At 56.2% G+C, this 24,606-nt stretch carries 22 protein-coding genes and 1 tRNA gene; 10 read left to right on the forward strand and 13 right to left on the reverse strand.

Annotation, left to right across the window (positions count from 1 at the left end):
- Window positions 1–27 precede the first annotated feature (27 nt).
- Both Electrica_RS00900 and Electrica_RS00905 read right to left on the reverse strand, forming a co-directional pair.
- The gene (locus tag Electrica_RS00900; RefSeq protein WP_100682962.1) at window positions 28–216 is read right to left on the reverse strand and encodes a hypothetical protein; all 189 of its coding nucleotides are present in this window, start codon (window positions 214–216) and stop codon (window positions 28–30) included.
- Between the two features lie 75 nt (window positions 217–291).
- On the reverse strand, window positions 292–501 hold the full coding sequence (locus tag Electrica_RS00905; RefSeq protein WP_131049357.1) for a YdgH/BhsA/McbA-like domain containing protein: 210 nt from the start codon (window positions 499–501) through the stop codon (window positions 292–294).
- 380 nt (window positions 502–881) lie between these two features.
- On the opposite strand from Electrica_RS00905, the gene Electrica_RS00910 reads away from it, so the two are divergent.
- The gene (locus tag Electrica_RS00910) at window positions 882–2,501 is read left to right on the forward strand and encodes an ABC-F family ATP-binding cassette domain-containing protein (protein WP_141963091.1); all 1,620 of its coding nucleotides are present in this window, start codon (window positions 882–884) and stop codon (window positions 2,499–2,501) included.
- A 101-nt stretch (window positions 2,502–2,602) separates the two neighbouring features.
- Here Electrica_RS00910 and cspE read toward each other — a convergent pair whose 3' ends face one another.
- The 3 genes from cspE to Electrica_RS00925 form a co-directional block, all read right to left on the reverse strand.
- Window positions 2,603–2,815 (reverse strand): transcription antiterminator/RNA stability regulator CspE, encoded by a 213-nt coding sequence (cspE, locus tag Electrica_RS00915; RefSeq protein WP_000014594.1) that lies wholly within the window; start codon window positions 2,813–2,815, stop codon window positions 2,603–2,605.
- Between the two features lie 261 nt (window positions 2,816–3,076).
- Window positions 3,077–3,367 (reverse strand): HTH-type transcriptional regulator, encoded by a 291-nt coding sequence (locus Electrica_RS00920; RefSeq protein ID WP_100682965.1) that lies wholly within the window; start codon window positions 3,365–3,367, stop codon window positions 3,077–3,079.
- A 241-nt stretch (window positions 3,368–3,608) separates the two neighbouring features.
- Complete coding sequence (locus Electrica_RS00925; RefSeq protein ID WP_141963093.1) at window positions 3,609–4,967, reverse strand: MFS transporter; 1,359 nt, start codon at window positions 4,965–4,967, stop codon at window positions 3,609–3,611.
- Window positions 4,968–5,407: 440 nt separating this feature from the next.
- Between Electrica_RS00925 and Electrica_RS00930 the strand changes: the two genes are divergently transcribed.
- Window positions 5,408–6,118, forward strand: a complete 711-nt coding sequence (locus tag Electrica_RS00930; protein WP_100682967.1) for a DUF3053 domain-containing protein — start codon at window positions 5,408–5,410, stop codon at window positions 6,116–6,118.
- Window positions 6,119–6,175: 57 nt separating this feature from the next.
- Here Electrica_RS00930 and ghrB read toward each other — a convergent pair whose 3' ends face one another.
- The 6 genes from ghrB to Electrica_RS00960 all read right to left on the reverse strand — a co-directional run bounded on the left by ghrB (window position 6,176) and on the right by Electrica_RS00960 (window position 12,141).
- On the reverse strand, window positions 6,176–7,147 hold the full coding sequence (ghrB, locus tag Electrica_RS00935) for a glyoxylate/hydroxypyruvate reductase GhrB (protein ID WP_141963095.1): 972 nt from the start codon (window positions 7,145–7,147) through the stop codon (window positions 6,176–6,178).
- 24 nt (window positions 7,148–7,171) lie between these two features.
- Complete coding sequence (locus Electrica_RS00940; protein WP_141963097.1) at window positions 7,172–8,452, reverse strand: MFS transporter; 1,281 nt, start codon at window positions 8,450–8,452, stop codon at window positions 7,172–7,174.
- A gap of 84 nt (window positions 8,453–8,536) precedes the next feature.
- Complete coding sequence (locus Electrica_RS00945) at window positions 8,537–9,475, reverse strand: sugar kinase (protein ID WP_141963099.1); 939 nt, start codon at window positions 9,473–9,475, stop codon at window positions 8,537–8,539.
- 3 nt (window positions 9,476–9,478) lie between these two features.
- Window positions 9,479–10,228 carry a sugar phosphate isomerase/epimerase family protein gene (locus Electrica_RS00950; protein WP_141963101.1) on the reverse strand — a complete coding sequence of 250 codons (750 nt, stop codon included), beginning with the start codon at window positions 10,226–10,228 and terminating at the stop codon, window positions 9,479–9,481.
- A gap of 110 nt (window positions 10,229–10,338) precedes the next feature.
- Window positions 10,339–11,355, reverse strand: coding sequence for a LacI family DNA-binding transcriptional regulator (locus Electrica_RS00955; protein WP_131049362.1), 1,017 nt, complete (start codon window positions 11,353–11,355; stop codon window positions 10,339–10,341).
- 123 nt (window positions 11,356–11,478) lie between these two features.
- Window positions 11,479–12,141: an OmpA family lipoprotein gene (locus tag Electrica_RS00960; protein WP_100682973.1), complete on the reverse strand. Its 663-nt coding sequence runs from the start codon at window positions 12,139–12,141 to the stop codon at window positions 11,479–11,481.
- A gap of 166 nt (window positions 12,142–12,307) precedes the next feature.
- Between Electrica_RS00960 and Electrica_RS00965 the strand changes: the two genes are divergently transcribed.
- Window positions 12,308–14,638, forward strand: coding sequence for a molybdopterin guanine dinucleotide-containing S/N-oxide reductase (locus Electrica_RS00965; protein WP_141963103.1), 2,331 nt, complete (start codon window positions 12,308–12,310; stop codon window positions 14,636–14,638).
- Here Electrica_RS00965 and Electrica_RS00970 read toward each other — a convergent pair.
- Complete coding sequence (locus Electrica_RS00970) at window positions 14,607–15,047, reverse strand: N-acetyltransferase (RefSeq protein WP_100682975.1); 441 nt, start codon at window positions 15,045–15,047, stop codon at window positions 14,607–14,609. The two genes, Electrica_RS00965 and Electrica_RS00970, sit on opposite strands and share 32 nt — an antisense overlap.
- A complete protein-coding gene (gene tag, locus Electrica_RS00975; protein WP_100682976.1) occupies window positions 15,025–15,606 on the reverse strand; it encodes a DNA-3-methyladenine glycosylase I in 582 nt (193 codons plus the stop codon). The genes Electrica_RS00970 and tag overlap by 23 nt, the downstream gene beginning before the upstream one ends.
- A 229-nt stretch (window positions 15,607–15,835) precedes the next feature.
- On the opposite strand from tag, the gene Electrica_RS00980 reads away from it, so the two are divergent.
- The 7 genes from Electrica_RS00980 to dppC all read left to right on the forward strand — a co-directional run bounded on the left by Electrica_RS00980 (window position 15,836) and on the right by dppC (window position 24,596).
- Window positions 15,836–16,480, forward strand: coding sequence for an autotransporter outer membrane beta-barrel domain-containing protein (locus Electrica_RS00980; protein WP_131049364.1), 645 nt, complete (start codon window positions 15,836–15,838; stop codon window positions 16,478–16,480).
- Between the two features lie 239 nt (window positions 16,481–16,719).
- Window positions 16,720–17,922, forward strand: coding sequence for an L-lactate MFS transporter (locus Electrica_RS00985; protein ID WP_131049365.1), 1,203 nt, complete (start codon window positions 16,720–16,722; stop codon window positions 17,920–17,922).
- Between the two features lie 362 nt (window positions 17,923–18,284).
- Complete coding sequence (eptB, locus tag Electrica_RS00990; RefSeq protein WP_100682979.1) at window positions 18,285–19,976, forward strand: kdo(2)-lipid A phosphoethanolamine 7''-transferase; 1,692 nt, start codon at window positions 18,285–18,287, stop codon at window positions 19,974–19,976.
- Window positions 19,977–20,067: 91 nt separating this feature from the next.
- Window positions 20,068–20,144, forward strand: a tRNA-Pro gene (locus Electrica_RS00995).
- An 805-nt stretch (window positions 20,145–20,949) separates the two neighbouring features.
- Window positions 20,950–22,557: a dipeptide ABC transporter periplasmic-binding protein DppA gene (gene dppA, locus Electrica_RS01005; protein ID WP_131049366.1), complete on the forward strand. Its 1,608-nt coding sequence runs from the start codon at window positions 20,950–20,952 to the stop codon at window positions 22,555–22,557.
- 107 nt (window positions 22,558–22,664) lie between these two features.
- Window positions 22,665–23,684 carry a dipeptide ABC transporter permease DppB gene (gene dppB, locus Electrica_RS01010; protein WP_004868763.1) on the forward strand — a complete coding sequence of 340 codons (1,020 nt, stop codon included), beginning with the start codon at window positions 22,665–22,667 and terminating at the stop codon, window positions 23,682–23,684.
- Window positions 23,685–23,693: 9 nt separating this feature from the next.
- A complete protein-coding gene (gene dppC, locus Electrica_RS01015; protein ID WP_100682983.1) occupies window positions 23,694–24,596 on the forward strand; it encodes a dipeptide ABC transporter permease DppC in 903 nt (300 codons plus the stop codon).
- Window positions 24,597–24,606 lie beyond the last annotated feature (10 nt).

A 24,606-nucleotide genomic window follows, 5' to 3' on the forward strand; every position in this document is an offset into this window, starting at 1 on the left:
TACCCGGACGCCTTGCGGCGGCCAGATTTACTGCAAATTCCCCGCGGTCAGACTCTCTTTATCAAAAGCGTGGCTGACGTTAATACGGTTCTGATGCACTGCGGTGTCCATGTTGGAACCGGCTTCCGGCTGTGCGGGACGATGCTCTGCGGCGATGGCGCCAGATGATAATGAAGCGGCCAGAAACAGGGCGGTTATCACGCTGATATTTTTCATTTTATCTTCCTTTTCATCGTGTTGTCGTCGTCGCCTGTCTGGTTAACGTCCGGCGGCCCGGCAAGAGAGATTGCGTTATTTGTTCAGTTCTGCGGTCATATGCACGCGGTTGTTGAACTGGGCGCTGGTGATTTTATACGACGCGCCTTGTTCAGCGGCCTGGGCGGCAATTTTGGCTTCAGCACGATCCAGCGTGGAGGCGGTGGCGCTGATGCTCTGAGCGAAAGCACCGAAAGACATCAGAGACAGAGCAGAAACTGCAACGAAAGTTTTGATAGATTTCATGGTCGTATTCCTTAAGTGATTTTGTTTGGTATGGAGCGTTGTTGCTCCGATGTGATAAATGATAGGACGATTATTGATCGATTAAAACTGGAACAATTTGCGCATCTCATTCAAAAAAATAGAATAAAAAATGCGCATATAAAACGGGGATGATTTCGGGGCGGTTTGACGTTTTAGCCGCGGGAGAGTCGCTCAACCCGCAGGCGTTTGCGGAAAAATTAATCTTGAAATGCAAGGACGAGTATGGCTATCCTGTGCCCCGACGAATCCCTCGTCTCACAGAGAGCACACTGAAAATGGACCAATATACCTGCTGAATTCGGATCCTTGCTGGCGCACTGCGTCTGTAGGGGAAATATGAATTTCATTCAGGAGTGCTTATGGCCCATCGTGCCCAATCCCCCTCTTTTATTTTGCATCAGGTCACCTGTCAGTTTGCGACGGGAGAGACGCTATTTGGCCCGTTGAATCTCTCGCTGGAAAATGCCCTCAGTGGCCTGGTCGGACGTAATGGCGTCGGGAAAACCCGTCTGCTGCGCCTGCTGGCCGGTATCGATACGCCTTCTGGCGGGCATATCGAACGGCCTGTTTCTCTGGCCTGTGTTGCGCAGCAGCACGCGATAACCCCGCAGACCACGCTGGCCGGGCTGCTGGGCTACGGGCCCTACTTTGCGGCCTTGCAGCGCCTCGGGCGCGGTGAGGCTCTGGCTGACGATGTCGATTGCCTCGAGGGCTGCTGGAACCTCCCGGATCGCCTGCGCGCAGGTTTTCGCGAGGCGGGTTTAGCCGATTTTGATCCCGAGCGCCCCGCATCATCATTGAGCGGCGGTGAGCGGGTGAAGGCCCTGCTATGCGGCGCTTTTCTGTCCGCGGCCGATTATCTGCTGCTGGATGAGCCCACCAATCACCTGGACAGGCAGGGTCGCGACTGGCTGTATCACCAGCTTGAATGCTGGCCCGGCGGGGCGCTGATAGCCAGCCACGATCGCGCGCTGTTATCCCGCATGTCGCGCATACTCGAACTGACGCCCGGCGCGTTGCGCAGCTACGGCGGTCACTATGCCGCTTATCAGCAGCAGCGCGACGCGGAGCAGCAGGCCGCGCGCGCGGCGTTAGACCATGCCGCCACCGAGCGCCGTCGCACGCGGGCGCGGATGCAAAAAGAGCACGATGCCAGTCAGCGGCGTTCTGCTCAGACGCTGCGCGTGGTGGATACGCTGAATATCGCCTCCTTTGAACGGGTAAAATATAAAGGAGCGGCGAAGGAGCGGCCCGGTACACTGCATCGCCAGCACCAGGAGCAAAATTGCGCGCTGAACGCCGCGGTTCTCCAGGCCCGTGAGCGGGTAGAGGAGGAGGCCGCGGTGATGTTCACTCTGCCGGGAAGCCAGGTTGCCGCCGGTAAACAGGTGTTGGTCCTGGAGGCTTTGCAGCTGGCTTTCTCCGCCATACCGCCGCTCGACTGGCGTCTTGACGGGCCGCTGCGCGTGGCGTTGCGTGGCCCCAACGGCTGTGGCAAAACCACGCTGCTGAAAACGTTGATCGGTCTGGAATCGCCACTGTCCGGCAAGTGCCGGGTGTCGGTGCAGACGGCCTGGCTGGATCAGCATCTCACGCAGCTGGACCTGTCGCTGTCGGTCATGGCGCACCTTAATCTTGATGATACGCCGCTGGAGGCGGGTGTATTACGCAGCCGTCTTGCCCGGCTGCAGCTGGGCGCGGATAAAATCAATCTGCCGCTGTCGGCTTTAAGCGGCGGCGAGCGGCTAAAAGCCGCGCTGGCCTGCGTGCTATGGCGGCGAGAAGCCGCGCAGCTTCTGCTGCTGGATGAGCCGACAAACCATCTTGATTTGGCTGCCGTTCAGGCTATTGAGTCGGCTTTAGCCGCGTTTCCTGGCGCAATGATTGTCGTCTCTCATGATGAGGATTTTCTGCGGGGACTGCGGCTGACCCACTCTTTGACGTGGCAGGAGGATGGCTGGCATTTCTCAGCGCGGTGAAGACAAAAAGCTGCCCTCTGATGAGCGGCGGTTTTTTATTAGCAGATAAAAAAAATCCCCGCCGCGAGGCAGGGATCTTGAATTCTGAGCTTAATTTAAGCTTACAGGCTGGTTACGTTGCCAGCTGCCGGGCCTTTAGCGCCGCTTTCGATGGTGAAGGAAACTTTCTGACCTTCATCCAGAGATTTGTAGCCATCGTTCTGGATAGCAGAGAAGTGTACGAACACGTCTTTAGAGCCATCGTCAGGAGTGATGAAGCCGAAGCCTTTGTCAGCGTTGAACCATTTTACGATACCAGTCATTTTACCGGACATAGCGAAATACCTTTAAATAATAAATGAACCTTTCGGCGGTACGGTCTGGACTACAGATTTGAAGCTATAAAGGGAAAGTTCACTACCGGGGTATCTATGATAACCGCTCAAGGACTACTCTATACTAATGCTCTGTGGTCTGTACATCAAACCTGCGAGCATTAACTCATTTTTGCGGTGTGATAGCAAACCTTTTTTCATAGAAATAAAAACGGTCCCGATATAAGGACCGTAACCAGACCTGATTCTTATTATAGAGCTTTAGTCGATAATCTGCCTTGAAAGCTGCGGGTTTGCCTGAATCAGGCGCATTAATTTGAGCTCCGTGGATGAGGGTTTCACCCGTCTTGATTCCCACTCTTGTACCATCGCCACGCTGACGCCCATGGCATTGGCAAAATCATCAATTTTCAGACCAGTGCCTTTGCGAAGCTGTTCAAACTCGCTAAATGCGGTCTGCTTACGAGGCTGGGCGATCGTCTGGGAAATATCTTTGAAAACAATTTGTTCCAGGCTGCTAAGCAGTTCAAACACCGGATCTTTATATTCCATTGAGAACTCCTTCTGTCACACAGCAAAAGAAAATTTAGTCAAGCCTGTTAAGAATAGTCAGAAAAAACACAAAGAATAGTCACGGTGGTTATTATGTGCAGGCAGCCTATCGTCTTAACGGATATTCGGGGATGAAAACGGCAGATAAGGTGATGATTAATCATCAGACGTGTCGCAATGGAAAATTTTTGTAAACAGATGAAAAATCCGCCAGGCCAGCAGTTGCCCGCTGGCCTGAGGGTCAGGCTTTTTGCATATTTTCGGTTTTTGCCTGCGCAGGTATCGGCTGGCTCTTGCTTATCTTATATTTCACCAGCAGCGCGATGGCGGATAAAAACGCCGGAATCGACAACAAGGTAAAGATGGTCACGAAGGAGAGTTGCGCCTGCATCAGGAAGGCTCCGCTGAAGGCGCCGAGGATGCCGCCAAACCGGCCGAGGCCCAGCATCCAGGCGACGCCGGTCGCCCGGCCCTGGGTGGGGTAAAATCCGGCGGCCAGGGCCGGCATTGATGACTGCGCGCCGTTCATAATACTGCCGGCAATAAAGACCATTACGCCCATCAGCACCAGGCTGTTGGTGGAGAAGCCGACCAGAAAGACGCAAATACCGGTCAGCAGCCAGCCTACGGCGACCACTTTATTGGGGTTCATTTTGTCCATCAGAGCGCCGAGGATCAGCACCCCGATACCGCCGCCCAGCGGGAAGAGCGCGGTGATAATCGAAGCCTGGCTCATTGACGCCCCGGTTTCGCGAATCAGCAGCGGAAGCCAGCTGGTCAATAAATAGAAAATCAGCAGCCCCAGAAAGTAGGTCATGCACAGCATCATGGTACCGACGAGATAACGGGGGGAGAAAATGACGGCCAGGGCCGATTTGTCTTTCACCTGGCCGACTTCACGCAGCTCAAACTCAACCTGTTCAGGCAGCGGGGCGATACGACGCAGAATGGCGGCAATACGCTGCGATGGCTGGCGCTTGACCACCAGATAGCGCGCCGACTCCGGCAGTAAGAACACCAGCGCGACGGCAAGCAGCAGAGGCATCACGCCGCCCAGAATCAGGACGCTTTGCCAGCCGTAGTGCGGGATCATCCAGGCCGAGAGGAATCCACCCAGCGAAGAGCCCATCGGGAACCCGACAAACATCAGATTGACCAGCAAAGCGCGACGGCGTTCCGGCGCATACTCGCTCATCAGCGTTGCTGCGTTTGGCATGGCGGCGCCCAGCCCGAGGCCGGTCAGAAAGCGCAGCAGCGTCAGTTGATTGAGGCTGGTGGCGAAAGCGGTCAACAGACTAAAGCTTCCGAAAACCACAATTGACATGAGCAGAACTTTTTTTCGGCCAATGCGGTCGGCCAACGGGCCTGCGGTCAGCGCCCCCACCGCCAGACCGACGAGCGCAGCGCTCATCACCGGGCCTAACGCGGATTTTTCCACACCCCATTCCTGTACCAGGTCAGAGGCAATAAAGCCGATGATGGCGGTATCAAACCCGTCCATCGCGACGGTGATAAAACACAGGGCCAGAATCATCCACTGGTACTTCGTAAACGGATGTTCGTTGATAAAAGCCTGAATATCGATGGTTGTCTTATTCATACAGCATTCCTGGCAGCCGGAGCGGGGGACGGTGTCGGGCAATTGCCGCCTCTCTCGCTGTCGTTAATGTGATTTGTGCGATAATCGAACGCATCGCCGTTAATCGCTCATTTATCAAACCACTGAACCTGGCCTCAGGCAACGCAACTGGCCCAGGAAGCGTGCGATTATCGTTCGCTTTCACGGGTTCGACGCGCAAGAATTATTTTATTTACATTAAAATCATGATGTTACTGACTATTCTCGCCGGGCGAGTTATGGCGTTAATTGTGATGGGCTTAACAGACGCTGGCGATCGCCCGTCAAACGCCGCGAACGGTGCTTTTCCTGCGTAAGATTGTCAGGAAAGAGTATCCTGCAAGGCCGACCTGGACTATCCTTGTCAGCGTCTGGCACGCGCGTGTCCGCGTGCGCTTTTTTTGGCTGAAAGGAGTAAAAAAATGGCGACAGGAAAGTCCTGCTCTCGCTGGTTTGCGGCTATTGCGGCCTTATTAATGGTGGTTAGCCTGAGTGGGTGTTTCGATAAAGAAGGCGATCAGCGCAAAGCGTTTATCGACTTCCTGCAAAATACGGCAATGCGTAGCGGCGAACGTCTGCCGACGCTGACTGCCGATCAGAAAAAACAGTTTGGTCCTTTTGTTTCCGATTACGCGGTGATTTACGGCTATTCACAGCAGGTAAGTCAGGCTATGGATGCGGGTCTGCGTCCGGTCGTAGACAGCGTGAATGCGATTCGCGTGGCGCAGGATTATGTGACTCAGCGTGAACCGCTGCGTCAGGCAAACGGCGCGCTGGGCGTGCTGAGCCAGCAGCTGGAAAATGCGAAAATGCAGGCCGATGGCGCACATAGCGCGCTGAAGCAGAGCGACGATCTGAAACCGGTCTTTGACCAGGTTTACAGCAAAGTCGTGACCGCCCCAGCGAACGCACTGCAGCCGCTGATTCCTGCTGCGCAGGTCTTTACTCAGCAACTGGTGCAGGTGGGTGATTTTATCGCTCAGCAAAATGCTCAGGTGAGCTTCGTGGCAAACGGGATTCAGTTCCCGACCTCGCAGCAGGCCAGCCAGTATAACGCTCTGATTGGCCCGCTGGCTGCCCAGCATCAGGCTTTCAACCAGGCGTGGACGGCGGCGGTTAACGCAACGCGTTAACCGGTTCGCCAACCCGGGTCAGGCGTTGACCTCGACCCGGGTCGCTTCAGCTTACCCTCACTTCACCTGCGGGTTGACGCAGTTCTTCTCAACCTTGCCATTCAGCGCATCAATCAAATTGTCTACCGCACAAGCCGCCATATTGTAGCGGGTATCATGAGTGGCAGAACCGATATGCGGCAGCGCGACGACGTTCGGCAGGCTTAATAGCGGCGACTCTTTCGCCAGTGGCTCCTGCTCGAAAACGTCCAGACCCGCCGCGTGGATTTGGCCATTCTGCAACGCGGCAATCAACGCCTTCTCATCGACAACCGGGCCGCGCCCCGCATTGATAAAGATGGCGGAGGGCTTCATTCTGGCGAATTTTTCCGCGTTGAACAGGTGGTGAGTTTCGGCGGTCAGCGGCAGAATCAGACAGACAAAGTCGGCTTCCTGCAGCAGCGTATCCAGATCGCAGTAACGCGCGTTAAAACGTTCTTCCGCCTGCGGGTGGCGGCTGCGGGCGTTATACAGAATCGGCATGCCAAAACCGGCGTGCGCGCGCTGCGCCAGGGCCATCCCGATACGGCCCATGCCGACGATCCCCAGCGTTTTATGGTGCACATCGCTGCCGAACCAGTCCGGGCCGATGCTTTTCGTCCACTCCCCGGCTTTCACCCGGTTAGCCACCTCCACCACCCGACGGGAAGTGCTGAGCACCAGCGCCATCACCGTATCGGCAACGGTTTCGGTCAGCACGGTCGGCGTATGCATCAGCAGCACCTTGCGCGCATTCAGCGCCCCAACGTCGAAGTTGTCATAGCCGACGGAAATGGTGGAGGTCGCACGAAGCCTGGGCATTTTCTCCAGTAACGCGGCGTCAACTTTTTCGCTCGACCCCAGCAGACCTTCCGCCTGGGCAAAGGCTTCCGCATGCTGCTGGACGGTGTCAGGGCTCAGGTTTTTCACCCGAGTGACGGTAAAGTGTTTTTCCAGACGTTGCTGCAGGTCGTCGGGAAGCGTTTTATAGAGAATAACGGACGGCTTCATGCGGATCTCCGTAAGTAGTAAAGGTCAGGCGTGACGAGCGCCGATAGGGAGCTTTTGATTGTTAGCAGGCTTAACAATTAAAGTAAGCCATACCGAGGCAAAAAGCGCCACTCCCATGAAAATGTATGAGGCTGACGGACTACCGGTGGTGCCGTTCAGGTAGCCTACAAACCACGAGCCAAAGAATGAACCTAATGCCCCCATGCTGTTGATGAGCGCCATTGCGCCGCCGGCGACGTTACGCGGCAGCATTTCCGGAATGATGGCGAAGAACGGGCCGTAAGGGGCGTACATTGCCGCGCCGGCAATCACCAGCAGCGTATAAGAGGCCCAGAAATGGTTAGCGCCGACGGCCCAGGAGCCGATAAAAGCCAGCCCGCCAATCAGCAGCAGCGGCCAGACGAACAGTTTACGGTTCTGCATCTTATCGGACGCCCAGGAGACGACGATCATCGCAATCGTCGCGGCCAGATAAGGCACCGAAGAGAGCCAGCCGACTTCCACCATCCCCATATTGACGCCGCCGCTGCGGATAATTGACGGCAGCCACAGAACAAAACCGTACACGCCGATGCTCCAGGCAAAATACTGCATGCACAGCAGAATGACGTTACGTGAGCGGAAGGCTTCGCCGTAGTTACGCACGGCTTTAATACCCTGCTGTTCGCTCTCCAGCTGCGCCTGCAGCGCGGCTTTTTCGTTTTCCGACAGCCAGTTCACCTGCGACGGTTTATCTTTGACCAGCACCCACCAGCAGAAGGCCCAGAGGACGGCCGGAACGCCTTCAATAATAAACATTTCACGCCAGCCGAAGGACTGAATCAGGTAACCGGAGACCACCGACATCCACAGTACCGTGACCGGATTCCCAAGGATTAAGAAGGTGTTGGCGCGTGAACGTTCTGATTTGGTAAACCAGTTACTGATGTAAATCAGCATCGTCGGCATGACGGCCGCTTCAACGACGCCGAGAATAAAACGGATCGCCGCCAGCGCCGGAATATTGTGCACCATCCCGGTCAGCGAGGCGCAGGCGCCCCACAGGATCAGGCAGATGAAAATCAACTTACGTACACTACGGCGTTCAGCATAAATCGCCCCCGGGATCTGGAAGAAGAAATAACCGAGGAAGAAAAGGGCGCCAAGAAGCGATGAGATACCTTTGGTAATGCCTAAATCTTCCGTAATGCCCGCTGCCGAAGCAAAACTGAAGTTTGCGCGATCAAGATACGCCAGGCTATACGTGATAAACACGATAGGCATGATGTACCACCAGCGTTTGGTTGCATTGGTAGAGCTGTTCATAGGCTTGCCTCTAAAGTTGAGGTTCATGACGCCGCCGCCGTATGTAGGGTACAGAGGAGGCCGTTATTATTACGCCGGTCCGGGCTATTCGCCCAGCGCCCCGCGTGTGGGTAATCCTTCGCTGTCGCCCTGGACCTGAATGGCCAGCGCGCCAATTTTGTTGCCGCGCCGTATCGCTTGTTGCAGCGTTTTGCCCTCCAGCAGAGCGCTAATCACGCCGACGGCAAAACCATCGCCGGCGCCCACGGTATCGACGACGTTATCGACTTTGACGGCTGCGACGGCGCCCTGTTCGCCCGCGGCGGTTTTGAACCAGGCGCCGTCGCTGCCGGTTTTAATGATCACGGCCTGAACGCCGCGCGTGAGATAGAAATCGGCAATCCCTTGCGGAGTTTGTTGGCCGGTGAGGATCATGCCTTCTTTGATGCCCGGCAGAACCCAGTCGGCCTGAAAGGCGAGGTGATTGAGTTTTTCCACCATCTCGGCTTCGCTTTTCCACAGCACCGGGCGCAGATTCGGATCGAACGAGATAGTCTTCCCCTGGGCCTTCATGGCGGCGGCGGCTTGCTCCAGCAGAGCGTATGAACTCTCCGACAGCGCGGCGGCCACGCCGCTGAGGTGCAGATGGCGAGCGCTGGCGAAGTAATCGGCGCGAAAATCCTCTGGCGACAGATGGCTGGCGGCGGAACCTTTGCGGAAGTATTCCACAATGGGATCGGTTCCATTTTCAACTTTAGATTTCATCTGAAAGCCGGTTGCGTAGCGGCTGTCTTCACGGACGCCGCGCGCATCAATCCCTTCTTTGGCCAACGAACGAAGGACAAAGCGGCCGAAACTGTCTTGACCCACGCGGCTAACCCAGCCGACTTTCAGCCCCAGACGAGCCAGGCCGGTGGCGACATTCAGCTCCGCGCCGGCGACGCGTTTCATAAAGTGTTCTACTTCGGCCAGATCGCCGCTTTCCGTCGCGACAAACATCGCCATCGCTTCGCCGATGGTGACGACATCTAATGTGTTTTCCATGACTTATTCCTCGCGTAACAAATTCACATAGCGACGGGTGACGGCCGTCAGATCGTGACCCACCAGCGGAAATTCGATCCCGCGTGGGGCATCGGCAGGCAGGTTGGCGAGCAGCGCCAGCCAGCGAGCAGGGGCCTCGTCAGGAGGGACGGCGCGAAAGTGCGCATGATGCGGCTCTGCGGCTTTGACGTGGATGTAGCTGACGGCGGGCGCCAGATGACGTGCGGCCTCTTCCGGCGAATCGCCGACCCACAGCCAGTTACCCATGTCGAAGGTCAGCGTGACGGGCAGCTGATTCACCCGACAGGCGGCTTTAAAGCGCTGCATTGGCGCAAGCTGGCCGCAGTCGGTCTGGTCGTTTTCTACCACCAGCGTCATGCCGCTCTCCTGCAGGATGCGGCGCAGCGATTCCAGACTGTTGTTATGGGTAAAATGGCCGAGCGACAGTTTTAACCACAGGGCGTTAAGGGTCTGCGCTTCCTGCAACAGCGTCGGCAGACGCGGGTTAAGCGCACCATTCGCTTCAAACAAGGCTTCCGGTGCGGAGTAGCAGGTCAGCAGGTTGTGGTGCTCGATGGTGGCGGCCAGCGCTGGCAACTGCTTGAGCTCGTCGGCGCTGAATAGCTCGCGGCGAATCTCCACGCCATCGGCGCCGGATCCGGCGATAAACGGCAGTACGGCGGACTGACCGCCAAGTTCTTTAAGGCAATCATGACCATAGGCGGCGGTCACGACAATAATTTTTCTGGCCATCTGACAAACTCCCGGTAGCGCTGTAGCGAATCACACTATTACGCTAGATGGTACCGGTTCCAAAGAAAAGCAGAGGATGTCTAATTTATGATCACCATCACGAAGGAAGGTTAGCGGGAGGTCGATCCCCGCACGATCAGCTCGCCGGAGAAGACCCGTTCGCAGATGGGGTCGGTAGTGCCTTCAATCCGGCGCACCACCTGCTCAACCGCGGCATAGCCAATCTGCCACGTGGGCTGTTTGAGCGTGGTAATACCCACGCCCGCCAGCTCCGCCCACTCCAGTTCATCGAAGCCGAGCAGGCCGATGTCGCTGCCCCAGACCAGGTCGATTCGCTTGAGTGCGCGCGCAACCTGTAGCGTCAGGGCGCCGTTGGCGGAAATCAGCGCCTTGCGCATGCCGCGGTGGCGGGAGTGGAACTGGCGCAGCACCGTATCGAGCATGGCGCCGTCGTTGAGTGGAACTTCCGCGTTTTCCGCGACGATGCCGCTGTAGCGCTGGAGGGTGGCGCGAAACGCGCTCAGGCGTTCGCGACGGGTGTTCACCGAACCGAGCGGCTCGCTGAGGAACAGCAGGGCTTCAAATCCTTTCTCCACCAGATGTTCTGTGGCGGTGGTCGCGGCCTGGGTGTTGTCCAGACCGACGACATCACAGGCGAAGTCCGGGATTTTGCGGTCAATGAGCACCATCGGCAGCGCCGACTGCTGCAGGCGATTCAGCCCCTCTTCACGCATTCCGACGGCGTTGACCACGATCCCCTCAACCTGGTAGCTGCGCAGCAGGTCGAGATAGTGCAGCTCCTGGTTGAGCTCGTTATTGGTATTACACACCAGCAGAGTGAAGCCCTTTTCACGACAGGCCGCTTCGATGCCGCTGAGAACATTGACCGAGTAGGGGTTGGTGATATCGGCGATGATCAGGCCAATCAGCCGGGTACGACCATGTTTCAGGCCGCGGGCCATCAGGCTGGGGCGGTAGTTGAGTTCGGCAATCGCTTTTTCAATGCGCGCCAGCAGGTCATCGGAAAGCAGGTGCTTCTCGCCATTGAGGTAGCGTGAAATGCTGGTTTTGCCGGTGTTTGCGGCTTTCGCCACATCGCTAATGGTTGCTCGCGCCGCTTTCGCCATGATGGCTTCCTTTGCTGAAATCTGGAGAACACCTTAGCGCGAAAATCTGCTATATCAAGCATTTTGCCCGGCAAGCGGCGCTTACCGGGCGAAGGAGACGGCGGTCGCGGTCGACTGCCGGACTTACTGGAGCGGACTCAGGGTGATTTCTACGCGACGGTTTTGCGCTTTCCCTTCCGTCGTGCTGTTGCTGGCGATAGGGTTCGCCGGGCCCATGCCGCTGGTGCGAATACGGTTTGCCGTCACGCCCTGGGTGATGAGGGCGCTGGCCACGCTGTCGGCACGTTGCTGCGACAGGCGCATATTCAGTTCCTGACTGCCGGTGCTGTCGGTATAGCCCACGACGTTAACCGCGGTTTTCTCATACTCTTTCAGCACCATGGCCACGCCGGTGAGGGTGTTTGCTCCGGCCGGTTTCAGGTTGGCGCTGCTGCTGTCAAAGGTGACATTATTTGGCATGTTCAGCACGATGTTATCGCCATTTCGCGTCACGCTGACGCCCGTTCCCTGCATTTTCTCGCGCAGTTTTGCTTCCTGCACATCCATGTAATAACCGATGCCGCCGCCCAGCGCCGCACCGGCCGCTGCGCCAATCAGCGCGCCTTTGCCGCGATCTTTTTTCGACGAGGAGAGTGCGCCGACGCCCGCGCCGACCAGCGAGCCGATCCCGGCGCCGATGCCGGATTTCCCGGCTTCACGTTCGCCGCTATACGGGTTGGTGGTACAGCCAGAAATCGCCAGGGTGCCGCTAACCACAGCCGCAATCATGAGTACGCGTTTTTTCATCTTCTTTCCTTAATCCTTTTTATTCTTTGTCACAGCGTGCGTGACGGTTGATTATGACGTCCCGTTACGTAGAAAATTCCCCGGACCGGCACTCTTTTTGTAAATAACATTGAACGGTCATGTCACAGGCCGTCACAACCCTGCATTCGCTGACCAGGAGCTCGCTTTGCCAACCTCATCTGCAACCAAAACCATCTTAACCGCGGCTCACTGGGGGCCTATGCTGGTTGAAACGGATGGTGAAAATATCCTCTCTTCCCGCGGTGCGCTGGAGACCGCTTTCGCCAACTCCCTGCAAACCGCCGTGCGCGAGCAGGTACACAGCAAAACCCGTGTCCGCTATCCGATGGTACGTAAAGGTTTCCTTGCCGCGCCGGAGAGTCCGCAGGGCGTGCGCGGCCAGGACGAGTTTGTGCGGGTGAGCTGGCAGGAGGCGTTGGATCTTATCCACGCGCAGCATCGGCGGATTCGGGAAAGCTACGGCCCGGCATCGATTTTTGCCGGCTCCTACGGCTGGCGCTCTAACGGCGTGCTCCACAAGGCGGCGACGTTGCTGCAGCGCTATATGAGCCTGGCAGGCGGATATACCGGGCATCTGGGGGACTATTCCACCGGCGCGGCGCAGGCGATCATGCCCTATGTGGTTGGCGGCAATGAAGTTTATCAGCAGCAGACCAGCTGGCCGATGGTGCTGGAGCACAGCGATGTAGTGGTGCTGTGGAGTGCCAACCCGCTGAATACGCTAAAAATTGCCTGGAATGCTTCCGATGAGCAGGGGATCCCGTGGTTTGACCGCCTGCGTCAGAGCGGGAAGCGGGTGATCTGTATCGATCCGATGCGATCGGAAACGGCGGAGTTCTTTGGCGAGGCGGGCGAATGGATCGCTCCGCATATGGGGACGGACGTCGCGATGATGCTCGGCATTGCCCATACGCTGGTCGAAAACCACTGGCAGGATGATGAGTTTCTCGCCCGCTGTACCAGCGGCTATGACGTTTTTGCCCGCTATCTGACCGGTGAAAGCGATGGCACGCCGAAAACCGCAGAGTGGGCGGCGGAGATTTGCGGCGTTAGCGCGGACAAGATCCGCGAACTGGCGGCGCTCTTCCACAACCATACCACCATGCTGATGTCCGGCTGGGGGATGCAGCGCCAGCAGTTTGGCGAGCAGAAGCACTGGATGCTGGTGACGCTTGCCGCGATGCTGGGGCAGATTGGTACCCCCGGCGGCGGTTTCGGCCTTTCCTACCACTTTGCCAACGGCGGCAATCCGACCCGCCGGGCGGCGGTGCTGGCGTCGATGCAAGGCTGTGTGGCGGGCGGCACCGAGGCGGTCGAAAAAATACCGGTGGCGCGTATTGTGGAAGCGCTGGAAAACCCCGGCGCGCCGTATCAACACAACGGAATGGACCGGCATTTCCCGGATATTCGCTTTGTCTGGTGGTGCGGCGGCGCGAACTTTACCCATCATCAGGATACCAACCGCCTGATTCGGGCCTGGCAGAAACCGGAGCTTATCGTCATTTCGGAGTGCTTCTGGACCGCCGCCGCCCGCCATGCCGATATTGTCCTGCCGGCGACCACCTCGTTTGAACGGCACGATATGACCATGACCGGCGATTACAGTAACCAACACCTGGTGCCGATGAAACGCGTGGTCGCGCCCCGCGATGAAGCCCGGGATGATTTTGACGTCTTTGCCGATCTCAGCGAGCGCTGGGAAGAGGGCGGGCGCGCGCGTTTTACCGAAGGGAAAACCGATCTGCAGTGGCTGGAGACCTTCTATCAGATCGCCGCGCAACGCGGGGCGAGCCAGCAGGTGACGCTGCCGCCATTTGATCAGTTCTGGCAGGCTAACCAGCTGATTGAAATGCCGGAAAACCCGGAAAATGCCCGTTTTGCCCGCTTTGCGGCATTCCGTGCCGATCCGCAAGCTAATCCGCTAAAAACCGCCAGCGGCAAAATGGAGATTCACTCTCCAACCATTGCCGGCTTTGCCTACCCGGACTGCCCACCGCACCCGATGTGGCTGGAGCCGGACGAGTGGCACGGCAATGCTCAGCCCGGACAGCTGCAGGTGCTGTCCGCTCATCCGGCGCATCGTCTGCACAGCCAGCTCAACCATACGTCGCTGCGCGAAAAGTACGCTGTTGCCGGGCGCGAGCCGTTAACCCTTCATCCGCGGGACGCGCAGGCGCGCAATATTGCCGATGGCGACATCGTGCGCGTATGGAACGCGCGCGGCCAGGTGCTGGCTGGCGCCGTGGTGACGGAGGGCATTCGTCCAGGGGTTATCTGTTTACACGAAGGGGCCTGGCCCGATATTGACCCGCAGGCCGGTATTTGCAAAAACGGCGCGGTGAATGTTCTGACCAAAGATATTCCGACCTCGCGACTGGGCAACGGCTGCGCCGGGAATACGGCGCTGGCGTGGCTGGAAAAATATGACGGCCCCGCGCTGACGCTTACGGCGTTTGATCCGCCGGCCAACGCATAATCCAGGTCGGCTGTAGCGTATCGTCCTGCCATGCGCAGTCTTCTATCCGGAAGCCTTGCGCATGGTAGAAATTCACCGCCTGAATATTTTTCTGGTAAACCTCAAGACTGAGCCAGAGGTAGTGCTGTTTGACCTCGTTCAGCAGCGCGCTGCCGATGCCGCGGCGGATAGCGTCCGGCGCGACAAACAGCGCACCGATAAAGCGGGATTCCATCACGCTGACAAAACCCTTTATCGTCGCGTCCTCTTCCCACACCCAGGTGCTGGCGGCGGGCAGGTAGACATCGCGCACGACGGCGATGCTCTCGTGCCAGTACGTTTCGTCGATAAAGGGATGGGCATGAATCGTGCTCTCCAGCCACAGGGCGAGCAGCGGGCCGATCTCTTTAGCGTCCCACTTGCGGATCATCATCGCCTCCCGGGTGACAGAAGCAGCTCGTCACATGATCGTTGACCAGGCCGCAGGCTTGCATAAAGGAGTAGCAGATGGTGGAGCCGACAAACTTAAAACCACGCTTTTTCAGCGCCTTTGAGAGCGCGTCGGACGCTGGTGTGGTGGTGGGGATCTCCGCCAGCGTGGCGGCATGGGAGATCTGTGGCTGATTATCGACGAAAGACCAGACAAAATCGGTGAAGGATTCGCCGCTCTCTTCCATGGTCAGGAAGGCGCGGGCGTTGCCAATAATGGCCTGAATTTTCCCGCGGTGGCGAATAATTCCGGCGTCCTGAAGCAGGCGTTCAATATCGGCCTCATTCATGGCGGCGACGCGAAGCGGATCGAACTGATGAAAGGCCTGACGGTAGTTTTCACGCTTTTTCAGGACCGTAATCCACGACAGCCCGGCCTGCTGGCCCTCGAGGCAGATCATTTCGAACAGTTTAACGGCATCTCTTTGCGCAACGCCCCACTCGTTATCATGATACTGGATATAAAGCGGGTCCTGGCTTACCCATCCGCAACGCTGCATGTCTCTCTCCCTTTAGTCATAAAACTTACGTGTTCGCCTTGACGGCTGAAAGATAAAGATAATAGTTAATACAGGGATACTACCCTCAAATATACCTGCCATTATTCAGGTTGCATGTGCATTGGCTGTATTCGTTCGCCCAATCACATTATTCAGGGTATTCAGGTGAATCCCGTTCCATAAAAACACAGCAATAATGCCAGGTTGGCTCTTTTCTGGAGTCGCATTAATGATAATAAAGAAATGCAATGGCCTTCGGGGGATGATTCTGCCGGCGTGTGTGGTCGTCTGGGGCTCGTTTGCCAGTGACGCGCATGCCTGGCAACAGGAATATATCGCTATCGATACCAAAAGTAATACCCCTGAACGCTATACGTGGGATAGCGATCGCCAACCGCGCTATGAAGATATTCTGGCAGAGCGTATGAATGCGTCCGGCGATCTTCCCGGTATTGCGCTGAATCAGGCGGTGGTACCGCCGGATAGCGGCCGCGGGATGAGCGTGGGGTGGAATTTTACGCTGGGCAACGGTATCACTTCCGGCCCGGTGGCGAGTTTGCGTAGCGAGGTGATATCGACCGCTCCCGCGCGCCGCGCGTCAGACAACCCCTACGTAAATACGCTTGGCTGGCGGATGGATTATCAGGCGCTATGGGGCGTCCATCCGTGGGCGCAAGTGAGCTATAACCAGCCGCTCTCTGCGGATCTGACTGGGCCTAATCGCGGGCAGGATGGCGCCTGGCGCGATGTCACCTTCGGGGCGGATATGGCGCTCAGTTCACACCTTGCGGCCTGGGCGGCATTATCGCAGGCGGAGAATACGGCAGCGGGCGCCAGCTATCTCTATGTGATGGGGGTGAGCGCCAACTTTTAGCCTTTTTTTAGCATGCGTGAAACGTTATTGTTACCTAATAAACACAGTAATGGCGCATTGTTGTAAGATAGTAATCACTAACTTATTTCTGCTGCTGCCATGTCCCTATCTTTTTCGATGTCATTCATTCCGGCTTACATGCATTTCATTCCCTGCTGATGGCATTTCATGCCTTTTTTACCCTGGCGTTCGGCTGGCTTCGCTATTGTGGCGACAGTTAATTATTCAGGATATCTGCTATGAACGCTGCAAACAGTCAATATACCCGCTGGCTTACGCTGGCCGGCACGATCGTCACACAATTCGCGCTGGGATCGGTTTATACATGGAGTTTGTTCAACAGTTCCCTTTCCGCAAAACTGGACGAACCGGTAAGCCAGGTGGCTTTCTCTTTCGGTCTGTTAAGCCTCGGTCTGGCGCTATCCTCTTCCGTCGCCGGTAAACTGCAGGAACGCTTTGGCGTCAGACGCGTCACCATGGCTTCCGGTATTTTGCTGGGGCTTGGCTTTTTCCTTACCGCTCACGCCAACAGCCTGATGATGCTCTGGCTGAGCGCGGGCCTGTTGGTGGGGCTGGCGGATGGCGCGGGCTATCTGCTGACGCTCTCCAACTGCGTGAAGTGGTTCCCGGAGCGTAAAGGACTGATTTCCGCCTTTTCCATTGGTTCCTATGGCCTCGGTAGCCTCGGGTTCAAATTTATTGATACCCACCTGCTGGCCACCGTCGGGCTGGAGAAAACCTTTATTATCTGGGGCGCCATTGTCCTGGTGATGATTATTTTCGGCGCCACCTTAATGAAAGATGCGCCGAATCATACCGCCGCTTCTCGTAATGGCGTGGTGGAGAATGACTTCACGCTGGCCGAGTCGATGCGTAAACCGCAGTACTGGATGCTCGCCGTGATGTTCCTGACTGCCTGCATGAGTGGCCTGTATGTTATTGGCGTAGCAAAAGATATCGCGCAAGGGATGGTGCATCTGGATGTCGCGACGGCGGCGAATGCGGTCACCGTTATCTCTATCGCCAACCTGAGCGGACGTCTGGTTCTGGGGATTCTGTCGGATAAAATTTCCCGTATCCGCGTCATTACTATCGGTCAGGTGGTTTCACTGGTCGGCATGGCTGCGCTGCTGTTTGCCCCGCTGAACGCCACAACCTTCTTTGCCGCGATTGCCTGCGTCGCCTTTAACTTCGGTGGAACGATTACCGTGTTCCCGTCGCTGGTCAGTGAATTCTTCGGTCTGAATAACCTGGCAAAAAACTACGGCGTCATCTATCTGGGCTTTGGTATCGGCAGCATCTGCGGATCGTTGATTGCCTCGCTGTTCGGCGGCTTCTACGTGACCTTCTGCGTTATCTTTGCCCTGCTGATTCTCTCCCTGGCGCTCTCCACAACGATTCGCCAGCCGAAAGGTGAAGCCTACAACGCAGCCCACGCCTGATACGCCATCTTTGCGACGTCATACCGGCATTTCCTGAGCTATTCGTGCCTGTCCAACCAAATATTTTGTAAATGTTTGGTTGGATCACATTCCCGCCTGATACTTTTTTCTTTCTCTGTGGTCTACTTAGCGCGCTTTATAGAGGTTTCTTATACTCACCGCCCTTCAAACTGCCTTATTGTTGACTGCGCTCGTTCGCCTCAGTCACTGCTTGAGTAAGCACCAGAGGATCACGAGCCTGTCGCCTCAAGGCATCTCGAATGGGGTTGAGTCGTTAATCAACCTGAACGCACCCTATTAACCTGCCCGCTTATATTGCGTGAGTCAGGCGGTTTTATCTCTTCTTTTTCCAGGTTTCATGCATGAATTATATTAGAACGATGACACAGCAGAAAGTCAGTCTCTGGCTGGCGCTGTACATCGGCTGGTTTATGAACGTTGCTGTGCTGTTCCGTCGCCTTGATGGTTATGCGCAGGAATTTACCCTCTGGAAAGGGCTTTCCGGGATTGTGGAACTGGTTGCCACCGTGCTGGTGACATTTTTCCTGCTGCGTATTCTGTCGCTGCTGGGCCGACGCGTCTGGCGAATACTCGCCACGCTGGTGGTGATTTTCTCCGCTGCCGCCAGCTATTACATGACCTTCCTGAACGTGGTGATTGGTTACGGCATCATTGCGTCGGTCATGACCACGGATATCGACCTGTCTCAGGAAGTGGTTGGCTGGTATTTGATTCTGTGGCTGACCCTGGTCAGCGCACCGCCGCTGCTGCTTATCTGGAGCAACCGCTGTCAACACACGCTGCTGCGGCAAATTCGGACGCCGGGCCAGCGGGTAAAAAATATCGCTATCGTTGCCCTCGCCGGGTTGATGGTCTGGGGGCCGATTCGTCTGCTCGAACTGCGGCAGAAGGACATTGAGCGTAGCTCTGAAGTTGATATGCCGAGCTACGGCGGGGTGATCGCCAACTCGTATCTGCCATCGAACTGGCTTTCCGCGCTGGGGCTGTACGCCTGGGCGCAGGTGGATGAGTCCTCAGATAACAAGTCGTTGGTCAACCCGGCAAAGAAATTCACCTATGTTGAGCCGCAGGGCCTGGATGATACCTACGTGGTGTTCATTATCGGTGAAACTACCCGCTGGGACCATATGGGAATCCTGGGTTATAACCGCAATACCACGCCGAAGCTGGCGCAGGAGAAAAACCTGGTGGCCTTCCGCGGCTACTCCTGCGATACCGCGACCAAACTCTCTCTGCGCTGCATGTTTGTGCGTGAGGGCGGGGCGGAAGACAATCCGCAGCGAACGCTGAAAGAGCAAAACGTCTTTGCTGTCCTGCACCAGCTCGGCTTTACCGGCGATCTGTATGCGATGCAGAGCGAGATGTGGTTCTACAGCAATACCATGGCGAACAGCATCGCCTATCGCGAGCAGATTGGCGCGGAGCCGCGTAACCGCGGCAAAAGCGTGGACGACATGCTGCTGGTGGATGAGGTTAAGCGTTCTCTGATGAAGAATGATCATGGTAAGCACCTGATTATTCTCCATACCAAAGGTTCGCACTTTAACTATACCCAGCGTTACCCGCGCAGCTTTGCGCAATGGCAGCCGGAGTGTGTGGGGGTGGACAACAAATGCTCGAAAGCGGAGCTGATCAACTCTTATGATAATAGCGTGACCTACGTCGATCACTTTATCGTGAGCGTGCTGGATCAGCTGCGTGATAAGAAGGCGATTGTGTTCTATGCCGCCGATCACGGAGAGTCTATCAACGAGCATGAGCACCTGCACGGTACGCCGCGTAAGATGGCGCCGCCGGAACAGTTCCGCGTGCCGATGATGGTGTGGATGTCGGATAAGTATCTGGCTGCGCCAGATCATGCCGCTGCGTTTGCCCGCCTCAAAGAGCAGGCGGCGATGAAAGTTCCGCGTCGTCACGTTGAGCTGTATGACACCATCATGGGCTGCCTGGGCTATACCTCGCCGGACGGCGGGATTAATGAGAATAACAACTGGTGCCGCGTTGCCGACGCGGGGAAAACCGTGGCGAAATAGCGGGAGTGGCGAGTTTCTCGCCGCTTGAGCTATTTTTTCCAAATAAGGCATTGACGGGTGTGAGTCTCAGCAGTAAGATGCGCCCCGCATTCGGTGATTGGCGCAGCCTGGTAGCGCACTTCGTTCGGGACGAAGGGGTCGGAGGTTCGAATCCTCTATCACCGACCAAATTTAAAAAGCCTGCTCAACGAGCAGGCTTTTTTGCATCTGCGGCCGACGAGGATGAGAACTTCCGGGGGCAGAATGACGTTGAGCTGCGGGTCGGGCGCAACGATGCCGGGGGGTGATAGTTAACCAAAGTCACAAAAAAGGCACGAATCCTTGTTTCATGTTGCCTGTTAACTATTTTGTGACATCTTCCATTGTATTTTTTTATATCTCTAAGGCTCTTTTTTCGCGAAGCTTATGGATAACGGCAGCATTTTCCGCTGTGCGTTTTAACGTTCGCGCTATTAATCGCTCACATATTGGCCACATCGCAATAAATTTTCACCATTTACCAGAATTGCTTATCACTGGCTGTTATCGGGTATTAAGTTATTTATGCTGCCTGCTTGCTGCTAGCATAAATTTCTCTGCTGAAAATAGCGTCCTGAAGTTTTTTTAATCTTTGCCTGCTGATTCTCACCCCGGATGTAAAACCCGGTTAGCTGTATTGACGTTTACGCATTCTGTTGACAGATTGTAGGGCATGAGGGGCATTTCATGGAGAATCCGCACTGCAACTCAGGCGTTTTTGTGAAAGGAATCCCCATCTCTCTCAATGCCTTCGGGCACCACCGACCGGACCGGGTATATTCTAATAGTTCGAGCAACGGGAAGGCGGCAAGCTGAGCATCCCCGGCAGCATAGATAACTATGTGACTGGGGCTATCGGGCGTAGCCAACGCATCCGTAGTGCGAAATATGATGAATAAAAATAAATAAAGGCCTGGCGGATATATGCAAACAACATCACATTTGGAGCAGAATAATGAGTATTTCCTTGAAAAAGTCAGGGATGCTGAAGCTTGGTCTGAGCCTGGTCGCCCTGACCGTTGCTGCAAGCGTTCAGGCTAAGACCCTGGTTTATTGTTCTGAAGGTTCGCCGGAAGGCTTTAACCCACAGCTATTCACTTCTGGTACCACCTATGACGCCAGCTCGGTACCCATCTATAACCGTCTGGTGGAATTTAAAACCGGTACTACGGAAGTTATTCCAGGCCTGGCGGAAAAATGGGAAGTGAGCGCGGACGGCAAAACCTATACGTTCCACCTGCGTCAGGGCGTGAAGTGGCAGGATAATAAAGACTTTAAACCTACTCGCGATTTGAATGCTGACGACGTGGTATTCTCGTTCGATCGCCAGAAAAACGCGCAAAACCCGTACCATAAAGTGTCTGGCGGCAGCTATGAATACTTCGAAGGCATGGGCCTGCCTGACCTGATTAGCGAAGTGAAGAAAGTTGACGATAAAACCGTCCAGTTTGTGCTGACCCGCCCGGAATCGCCGTTCCTTGCCGATCTCGCCATGGACTTCGCCTCTATTCTGTCAAAAGAGTATGCTGACAACATGCTGAAAGCCGGTACGCCGGAGAAAGTGGACCTGAACCCAATCGGTACCGGCCCGTTCCAGCTGCTGCAGTATCAGAAAGACTCCCGTATTCTGTATAAAGCCTTCCCGGGCTACTGGGGCACCAAGCCGAAAATCGATCGCCTGGTCTTCTCTATCACCCCTGATGCTTCCGTGCGCTACGCGAAACTGCAGAAAAATGAATGCCAGATCATGCCGTACCCGAACCCGGCAGATATCGCGAGCATGAAACAAGATAAAAACATTACCCTGCTGGAACAGCCGGGCCTGAACGTCGGCTATCTCTCCTTCAACACCGAGAAGAAACCGCTGGATAACGTCAAGGTCCGCCAGGCGCTGACCTATGCGGTCAATAAAGAAGCGATTATCAAAGCCGTTTACCAGGGCGCAGGCCAGGCGGCGAAGAACCTGATTCCGCCGACCATGTGGGGCTATAACGACGACGTTAAAGACTACACTTACGATCCGGAAAAAGCGAAAGCGCTGCTGAAAGAAGCGGGTCTGGAGAAAGGCTTCTCCATCGATCTGTGGGCGATGCCTGTACAGCGTCCGTACAACCCGAACGCGCGCCGTATGGCGGAGATGATTCAGGCTGACTGGGCCAAAATCGGCGTGCAGGCCAAGATAGTCACCTACGAGTGGGGCGAGTATCTGAAGCGTGCGAAAGCAGGCGAGCACCAGACCGTCATGATGGGCTGGACCGGCGACAACGGGGATCCGGATAACTTCTTCGCCACCCTGTTCAGCTGTGCGGCGGCAAAAGACGGCTCGAACTACTCTCGCTGGTGCTACAAGCCGTTTGAAGATCTGATTCAGCCGGCACGTGCGACCGACGACCACAACAAACGTATCGAGCTCTACAAGCAGGCTCAGGTGGTGATGCATGACCAGGCTCCGGCGCTGATCGTCGCTCACTCCACCGTCTATGAGCCGGTGCGTAAAGAAGTCAAAGGTTACGTGGTCGATCCATTAGGTAAACACCACTTCGATAACGTCTCTATCGAATAATAACAGTGTGTTCCCCCTCTCCCCGCCTTGGGGAGAGGGAATTGACATTTGTGAGCAATACAGACGTCCGGTCACCAGGCGGGGCGTCACTATAGAGAATCCGGGTTATGTTGCAGTTCATCCTCCGACGTTTGGGACTTGTCATCCCGACATTTATCGGTATTACCCTTCTCACCTTTGCCTTTGTGCATATGATTCCCGGTGACCCGGTGATGATTATGGCGGGCGAACGTGGTATTTCCCCTGAACGTCACGCTCAGCTGCTGGCTGAAATGGGCCTTGATAAGCCGATGTGGCAGCAGTATGCCCACTATATCTGGGGTGTGCTGCATGGGGATTTAGGCATCTCGCTGAAAAGCCGCATTCCCGTGTGGCAGGAGTTCGTGCCGCGCTTTAAAGCTACGATGGAACTGGGCGTGTGCGCGATGATTTTCGCCGTCATCGTCGGTATTCCGGTGGGCGTACTGGCGGCGGTCAAACGCGGCTCTATCTTCGATCACACCTCCGTCGGCCTCGCGCTGACTGGCTATTCCATGCCGATCTTCTGGTGGGGCATGATGCTTATCATGCTGGTTTCGGTACAGCTCAACCTGACGCCGGTTTCCGGACGCATCAGCGACACCGTATTCCTTGACGATACCCTGCCGCTGACCGGTTTTATGCTGATCGATACCGCGATTTGGGGCGAGCCGGGCGATTTTATTGATGCCTTAATGCACATGATCCTGCCTGCCGTGGTGCTGGGCACCATTCCGCTGGCGGTAATTGTACGTATGACCCGTTCGTCGATGCTGGAAGTGCTGGGCGAAGATTATATTCGCACCGCGCGCGCCAAGGGGCTGACCCGGATGCGCGTCATCGTGGTCCATGCGCTGCGTAACGCGATGCTGCCGGTGGTCACGGTGATTGGGCTACAGGTCGGGACGCTGCTGGCGGGCGCCATTCTGACCGAAACGATCTTCTCCTGGCCTGGTTTAGGGCGCTGGCTGATCGATGCGCTGCAACGCCGCGATTACCCGGTGGTGCAGGGCGGGGTACTGCTGGTCGCGACGATGATTATCCTCGTCAACCTGCTGGTCGATCTGCTGTACGGCGTGGTGAACCCGCGTATTCGGCATAAGAAGTAAGGGGCCATCATGTCACAAATTACTGAAAATAAAGTTGTCGCCGCACCGGTGCCAATGACCCCTTTGCAGGAGTTCTGGCACTATTTCAAACGCAACAAAGGGGCGGTTGTCGGCCTGGTCTACGTGGCGATTATGATTATTATCGCCGTGTTCGCTAACTTCATTGCCCCCTATAACCCGGCGGATCAGTTCCGCGACGTACTGCTGGCGCCACCGGCCTGGCAGGAAGGGGGAAGCTTTGCGCATCTGCTGGGTACCGATGACGTGGGCCGCGATATTCTGTCGCGCCTGATGTACGGCGCGCGCTTATCGCTGCTGGTTGGCTGTCTGGTGGTGGTGCTGTCGCTGATTCTCGGCGTGGTGCTCGGCCTGGTAGCGGGCTACTTTGGCGGCGTTGTTGACTCCATCATTATGCGCGTTGTCGATATTATGCTGGCGCTGCCGAGCCTGCTGCTGGCGCTGGTGCTGGTGGCTATCTTCGGCCCCTCGATTGTGAATGCTTCGCTGGCGCTGACCTTTGTCGCCCTGCCGCACTACGTGCGATTGACCCGCGCCGCGGTGCTGGTGGAAGTGAACCGCGACTACGTCACCGCTTCACGGGTGGCAGGCGCGGGGGCGATGCGTCAGATGTTCATCAACATTCTGCCTAACTGTCTTGCGCCGCTGATCGTTCAGGCGTCGCTGGGCTTCTCTAACGCTATTCTCGATATGGCCGCTCTTGGCTTCCTTGGCATGGGTGCGCAGCCGCCGACACCGGAGTGGGGCACGATGCTCTCCGATGTGCTGCAGTTCGCGCAGAGCGCCTGGTGGGTCGTCACCTTCCCGGGTGTCGCGATTCTGCTGACGGTGCTGGCATTTAACCTGATGGGTGACGGTCTGCGTGACGCGCTCGATCCCAAACTGAAGCAGTAAGAGGTTCGAG

This window comes from Klebsiella electrica, assembly GCF_006711645.1.
Classification (GTDB): Bacteria; Pseudomonadota; Gammaproteobacteria; order Enterobacterales; family Enterobacteriaceae; genus Klebsiella; species Klebsiella electrica.

Excerpts from the sequence above, each read along its gene's own strand:
- Electrica_RS00960 (WP_100682973.1), bottom strand. The coding sequence starts at position 12,141 with ATGAAAAAACGCGTACTCATGATTGCGGCTGTGGTTAGCGGCACCCTG.
- dppB (WP_004868763.1), top strand. The coding sequence starts at position 22,665 with ATGTTGCAGTTCATCCTCCGACGTTTGGGACTTGTCATCCCGACATTT.
- Electrica_RS00925 (WP_141963093.1), bottom strand. The coding sequence starts at position 4,967 with ATGAATAAGACAACCATCGATATTCAGGCTTTTATCAACGAACATCCG.
- Electrica_RS00950 (WP_141963101.1), bottom strand. The coding sequence starts at position 10,228 with ATGGCCAGAAAAATTATTGTCGTGACCGCCGCCTATGGTCATGATTGC.
- Electrica_RS00900 (WP_100682962.1), bottom strand. The coding sequence starts at position 216 with ATGAAAAATATCAGCGTGATAACCGCCCTGTTTCTGGCCGCTTCATTA.
- Electrica_RS00955 (WP_131049362.1), bottom strand. The coding sequence starts at position 11,355 with ATGGCGAAAGCGGCGCGAGCAACCATTAGCGATGTGGCGAAAGCCGCA.
- Electrica_RS00985 (WP_131049365.1), top strand. The coding sequence starts at position 16,720 with ATGAACGCTGCAAACAGTCAATATACCCGCTGGCTTACGCTGGCCGGC.
- Electrica_RS00910 (WP_141963091.1), top strand. The coding sequence starts at position 882 with ATGGCCCATCGTGCCCAATCCCCCTCTTTTATTTTGCATCAGGTCACC.
- dppC (WP_100682983.1), top strand. The coding sequence starts at position 23,694 with ATGTCACAAATTACTGAAAATAAAGTTGTCGCCGCACCGGTGCCAATG.
- Electrica_RS00905 (WP_131049357.1), bottom strand. The coding sequence starts at position 501 with ATGAAATCTATCAAAACTTTCGTTGCAGTTTCTGCTCTGTCTCTGATG.
- Electrica_RS00920 (WP_100682965.1), bottom strand. The coding sequence starts at position 3,367 with ATGGAATATAAAGATCCGGTGTTTGAACTGCTTAGCAGCCTGGAACAA.
- dppA (WP_131049366.1), top strand. The coding sequence starts at position 20,950 with ATGAGTATTTCCTTGAAAAAGTCAGGGATGCTGAAGCTTGGTCTGAGC.
- Electrica_RS00945 (WP_141963099.1), bottom strand. The coding sequence starts at position 9,475 with ATGGAAAACACATTAGATGTCGTCACCATCGGCGAAGCGATGGCGATG.
- Electrica_RS00930 (WP_100682967.1), top strand. The coding sequence starts at position 5,408 with ATGGCGACAGGAAAGTCCTGCTCTCGCTGGTTTGCGGCTATTGCGGCC.
- tag (WP_100682976.1), bottom strand. The coding sequence starts at position 15,606 with ATGCAGCGTTGCGGATGGGTAAGCCAGGACCCGCTTTATATCCAGTAT.
- ghrB (WP_141963095.1), bottom strand. The coding sequence starts at position 7,147 with ATGAAGCCGTCCGTTATTCTCTATAAAACGCTTCCCGACGACCTGCAG.
- Electrica_RS00980 (WP_131049364.1), top strand. The coding sequence starts at position 15,836 with ATGATAATAAAGAAATGCAATGGCCTTCGGGGGATGATTCTGCCGGCG.
- Electrica_RS00970 (WP_100682975.1), bottom strand. The coding sequence starts at position 15,047 with ATGATCCGCAAGTGGGACGCTAAAGAGATCGGCCCGCTGCTCGCCCTG.
- cspE (WP_000014594.1), bottom strand. The coding sequence starts at position 2,815 with ATGTCCGGTAAAATGACTGGTATCGTAAAATGGTTCAACGCTGACAAA.
- eptB (WP_100682979.1), top strand. The coding sequence starts at position 18,285 with ATGAATTATATTAGAACGATGACACAGCAGAAAGTCAGTCTCTGGCTG.
- Electrica_RS00940 (WP_141963097.1), bottom strand. The coding sequence starts at position 8,452 with ATGAACAGCTCTACCAATGCAACCAAACGCTGGTGGTACATCATGCCT.